This is a genomic window from bacterium, from assembly GCA_022616075.1.
In the GTDB taxonomy this organism is placed as follows: domain Bacteria; phylum Acidobacteriota; class HRBIN11; order JAKEFK01; family JAKEFK01; genus JAKEFK01.
This window is the reverse complement of the sequence record JAKEFK010000398.1, coordinates 1-4,647: the sequence shown is the minus strand read 5'-3', so window position 1 is coordinate 4,647 and position 4,647 is coordinate 1. Positions and strand designations below refer to the sequence as shown.

The following is a 4,647-nucleotide window of genomic DNA, read 5'->3' as shown; positions in this document are numbered from 1 at the left end:
GTTCTGGTGCCGGCGTGGACGCATTTATCCTCTCATTCTTGGTTGGACCAGAAGGCGTAGTGTACGGAATTGATATGACCGACCAACAGCTCGAAGTTGCGTTTCGAAACATTCCCGCTGTGACCAAGCGCTTTGGTTATTCAGAGGCCAATGTCCACTTCTACAAAGATTACATCGAAGTCGCAGATTCGATACCGGATCAGTCGATTGATCTTGTCGTATCGAACTGTGTGATTAATCTTTCGCCCCTGAAGAATCTTGTCTTTAAGACAATTAACCGTGTTCTGAAAGACGGGGGCGAATTTTACATTTCCGATATTGTTGCCGATCGGCGTATTCCAGACATCATACGAAATGATCCTCAGATGATCGCAGAATGTCTCGGTGGAGCGGAGTATGAGAATGATTGGCTGGATCTGATCCAGGATTCGGGCTTCAGGGATCCAAGGACTATCCGCCGAATAGAGGTTCAGAGAGATGTGCTGGGTGAGCCGGTCGTTTTTTCCTCTATGACGACTCGCGGGTTCAAGTTCAACGATCCTCTGGATAGGCGGTGCGAGGACTATGGGCAAGTCGCTATATATATAGGAAGCATTCCGCAGCAGAAAGCGCGGTTTACAATGGACGACCATCATGTGTTCGAAGCGCATCGCCTTGTTCCGGTGTGCCGAAACACAGCCAGGATGCTGTCCGAAACAAGATTGCAGAAACACTTTAGAGTGACATCCCCAATCAAGCACTTCGGCCTTTTCCCTTGTGGGTCGCCCACAGTGTCTTCGGAGGATCAATCAAAACCAAAAGGATGTTGTTAGAAATGCGAGAACAGGTTGCCACCATTGAGTTTCAAAGAGAGGGCGCAAGAATTCAACTGAACGATCTGTGGTTTATGGTGGGCTCTCGTTGTAATCTACGTTGTATCCATTGCTATGTAGATTCGTCTCCGGAAAATGATTCGCTTGAGCAGCTTACTCTCCAAGATGTGCGGACGTATTTGGAAGAGGCTTCCCGTTTCGGGATGAAGTCAGTTTACTTTACCGGAGGCGAACCATTCATCAATCGCGATATCGTTGCGATGCTTGGTGAAGCATTGAAAAGAGCTGAGGTGACAGTCCTCACAAATGCAACAACACCGATTGTGCGGTATCTCGATGAATTGGAAACCCTGCATCGAGAATTCCGCGGCCGATTGATTATTCGCGTCAGCATGGATCATTATGTCGAATCCCGACACGATGCTATTCGCGGCAGAGGAATGTTTCGCAAGACTGTGGAGAACACAGTGAAGATCCGTCAGAGGGAAGTCAAGGTTATCGTTACGGTAACACCGGAAGTGTTTCGTGGGAACCGAGTTTCTTCAGAAACAGTTTCGCATGAATTCCAGCAAATCTTCCTGCAAGAAGGAGTCGATGTTGAAGTGAAGGTTCTTCCTGCGGTTTTGGAGATGGGTGCTCAGCAGCGCCGCCGAGATGAGCCGAGTGAATTTCAGATCGTAAGCGATGAACGTCTGGAGCAGCTTTCAATCAGGAAAGAAGGATTGATGTGTTACAGTGGGCGATCCATTTTGAAGCGAAACGGCGAATGCCGCGTGTATCCTTGCCCGATTATTTACGAAGTTCCTGAATACGATTTGGGAGCAACATTAGAGGAATCGTTTCAACGGGCCATTCCACTGGCTCATCGTGCGTGCTCTCAGTACTGCTGTGTGAGAGGAAATCAGTCTACCTGTACAAATTAGCTATCCAGTGCAGATCTTTATCGAGCTATTCCGATACCTTTTCACTGAACCCTCGTCATATCGGCATCAGATTTCGCACGGTCTCAGATACGACCGAAAAAAAAAGCAGCCGCATGGTAGGGGCTTACCGTGCGGCTGCAATGTAAGGGATCTACAAATTTAGTTGGAGGTTTTTGACGTTCCTATCATGCTTACTCTTAGTTTCATTTACTTTCAACAGGTTAGATCCGTCTTGTTCTTCAGAACTTTTTCTGAATGTAGGCCTCCTTACAAAATCGAAAGTTTCTGCAAACTCCCGCGCATCCAACTAAGAGAACCACTTTAAGAATTCATCAATGAGGAGGAGCATATGATTCTGCGTGTTTTGCTATTTCTTTTGATAACTTGCGCAGCAACATTTGCCGATGATTTCGATCTGAGCAAGCATTCCATTCCACCGGAAAAAATTCGGGGCGGCGGACCGCCGAAAGATGGAATTCCTTCCTTAACGGATCCGGAGTTTATTGAAGCCTCTCGCGCAAAATACTTGAAGGAAGACGATCGGGTAATGGGCCTTTACAGGAACGGAGTTGCCAAGGCTTATCCGATTAAGATCGTCACGTGGCACGAAGCCGTCAATGATTTACTCAGCAAGGAGCCGGTTACAGTCACCTATTGACCGCTCACCGGTAGCGGGGTGGTCTACTCCGCAGAGAATGAAGGAAAGCGCTTGGTTTTCGGAATATCCGGCAAACTGTACGAAAACAATGTTCTTTTATATGACCGGCAAACTGAAAGTTTATGGCTTCAAATGAAAAACGAAGCTGTTGCGGGCCCGCTGACAGGGACGCAGTTGAAGACCCTCCCTTTCGAAGATACTACCTGGGGTGCCTGGTTGAAAAAACATCCTGATACGCTGGTACTTTCATTGAACACGGGGCACCGCCGCGAGTATGGAAAGGATCCTTACGAGGATTATTACCGGAGCAATCGGACCCTATTCTCAGTAAAGAGGGAGAGTTCTATTCTCCCAAAGATGGAAAAAGTGATCGGTATTGAGAGAGGTCGCAAATACAAAGCATACGCATTTCGGGCTTTAAAAGGCGTTCAAACTTTAAAAGACGCAGTTGGTGGTATTTCCATTGTGATTCGCTGGGATGAGAAAAACAAAACTGCGGTCGTTGAAGATACTGACGGAAATCCGGTTCCATACATCGTGAGTTTTTGGTACGCCTGGTACAACTTTCACCCGGATACAGAAATTTACAAGAGTGACGGATCTCGATGAGTAACAGCCGCGATTTATTTGCAGGATGGCTACGCGCATCCGCGTTGAATCTCGAATTTCTAAAGGCGAAATCGCTGTCCTGGTATCCCATATTGGCTATCGGCTTGGGAATGATGTCTCTCATCCTGATTAAGAGTGGCCGCGATGCAGTGTTCTTTCAACAGAACGGTTTGAAACAACTTCCACTTGCTTACATCTGGATTGCAGCAGCAAGCATTCCAGCAGCAACTGTTCATTTAACAGCAATGGACAAATGGGGTGCGCGAAAATCTAGGACCGGCCTGTTTTTTCTTTCTTCGTTTCTGTTTCTTCTTTTTTCTCCGTTTACAAATGAGCAAAACCGTTTATTGCTTGTAATCCTGTATGTTTTGGTTCCAACTATTTTTGCTGCTCTTCTTGCAGGGGCATGGCTGCTCGGCGGCGATTTACTGGAGCTTGCTCCGGAAAACATTAGAAGATGGTCTTATGCTGGCATGGGTGCCGCGGCTATGGTCGGCGGTATTGCCGGCGGGCTCTTGGCATGGGTCTTATCTATTTTCTTGAGTCCGAAATTCCTCATCGCAGGAGGCGCAGCCGTTCTTGGGTTAGTGGGTTTTTTAGTGCGGAAAGCTCACAGAGAAAACCCAGTTGATGTACCACAGGTTCCAAGGCTGGCATGGAAGGATTCTCCGCGGCGTATGTTAAGTGTTATGATTCGCGAATCCAAACTCGTAAGGAAACCTTATGTTTTGCTTTTGACAGGAATCAGTGCGTTTGGGGCACTGACGGCGATGTTGATTGAATTTCAATTCTACGCGGCTACCGTGCTTTCCGGAAATAATAATGCGGGGTTCTATGCGAGCTTCTACACAATTGTGAGTGCGGCATCGCTGCTCTTGCAGTTGCGTTTGGCGCCATGGTTACAATCACGGTTCGGCGTTTTCAGATCGTTGACTGTATTGCCGATAACCCTTCTTGCAATTGCAGTAGCCTCGCCATTCCTGGGATTGCTTCAAAACAGATCTGTATTGAGAGCCACTGAAGGTGGCCTGAGATCCTCTGTGTATCGATCACTGTGGGAGCAAGTCTTTCTTCCTATTGAGCGCGAACGCCGCGAAGCGGTGAAGGCAATTGTCGATGGCCTATTCGTACGCTTGGCCGACGGTGCTGGTGCAATTATCTTGTACTTCTGGATCTCCAGCGTGTCTTACAAGGCTATGGAGTTCAATTTAAATTGGATGTACTGGGGCACGTTTGGTGCAGTCGTAATATGGCTGTCTCTTACGGTTTTTCTAATTAGAATCGGCGGACCAGAACTGGCGCCTTCGGAAATTGAGATCCGGCCGCCGGAATGCTGCCCCGTTGCGTCAACCATTGGAAAGAGCTTCAAGCGTTAAAGAATCCGGTCACAACTCGTTCTATCAGTAATAATAGCAATTTCATTTTAGGATTTCGGTCGTTTTCTAAAATTTTCAGAAATGATTTCGCTGTTAAGCTACTTTTCTTTATCTTCCTTTAAGTGATCAATCAGCTTCGCTGATGGAGATACCTTTCCATAGCTCTTCAAATATGAACCTTTCTATTCTTACAGAACTCTTTCAATTGTTCGACATAAGATTCGATCGAAACAGCTTTGACGCTTTCATTAAGATCTTGGAATATTGGT

The 4,647-nt window shown here is 46.9% G+C and carries 3 protein-coding genes and 1 pseudogene; all 4 read left to right on the top strand.

Annotation, left to right across the window (positions count from 1 at the left end; all coding sequences use genetic code 11):
* The coding region (locus L0156_30425; protein ID MCI0607316.1) for a methyltransferase domain-containing protein at positions 1-812 on the top strand (812 nt) is incomplete at its 5' end.
* Between the two features lie 2 nt (positions 813-814).
* Entirely contained in the window at positions 815-1,735 is a 921-nt protein-coding gene (locus L0156_30420) for a radical SAM protein (protein ID MCI0607315.1), read from the top strand.
* Between the two features lie 349 nt (positions 1,736-2,084).
* Positions 2,085-3,002 (top strand): annotated as a pseudogene (locus L0156_30415) (DUF3179 domain-containing protein).
* On the top strand, positions 2,999-4,378 hold the full coding sequence (locus L0156_30410) for a hypothetical protein (protein MCI0607314.1): 1,380 nt from the start codon (positions 2,999-3,001) through the stop codon (positions 4,376-4,378). Before L0156_30415 ends, L0156_30410 begins: the two are co-directional and overlap by 4 nt.
* Positions 4,379-4,647: the final 269 nt, after the last annotated feature.

What these genes read in the sequence shown, in the direction of transcription:
- L0156_30420 (MCI0607315.1), top strand. Translation starts at nt 815, where the DNA reads ATGCGAGAACAGGTTGCCACCATTGAGTTTCAAAGAGAGGGCGCAAGA.
- L0156_30410 (MCI0607314.1), top strand. Translation starts at nt 2,999, where the DNA reads ATGAGTAACAGCCGCGATTTATTTGCAGGATGGCTACGCGCATCCGCG.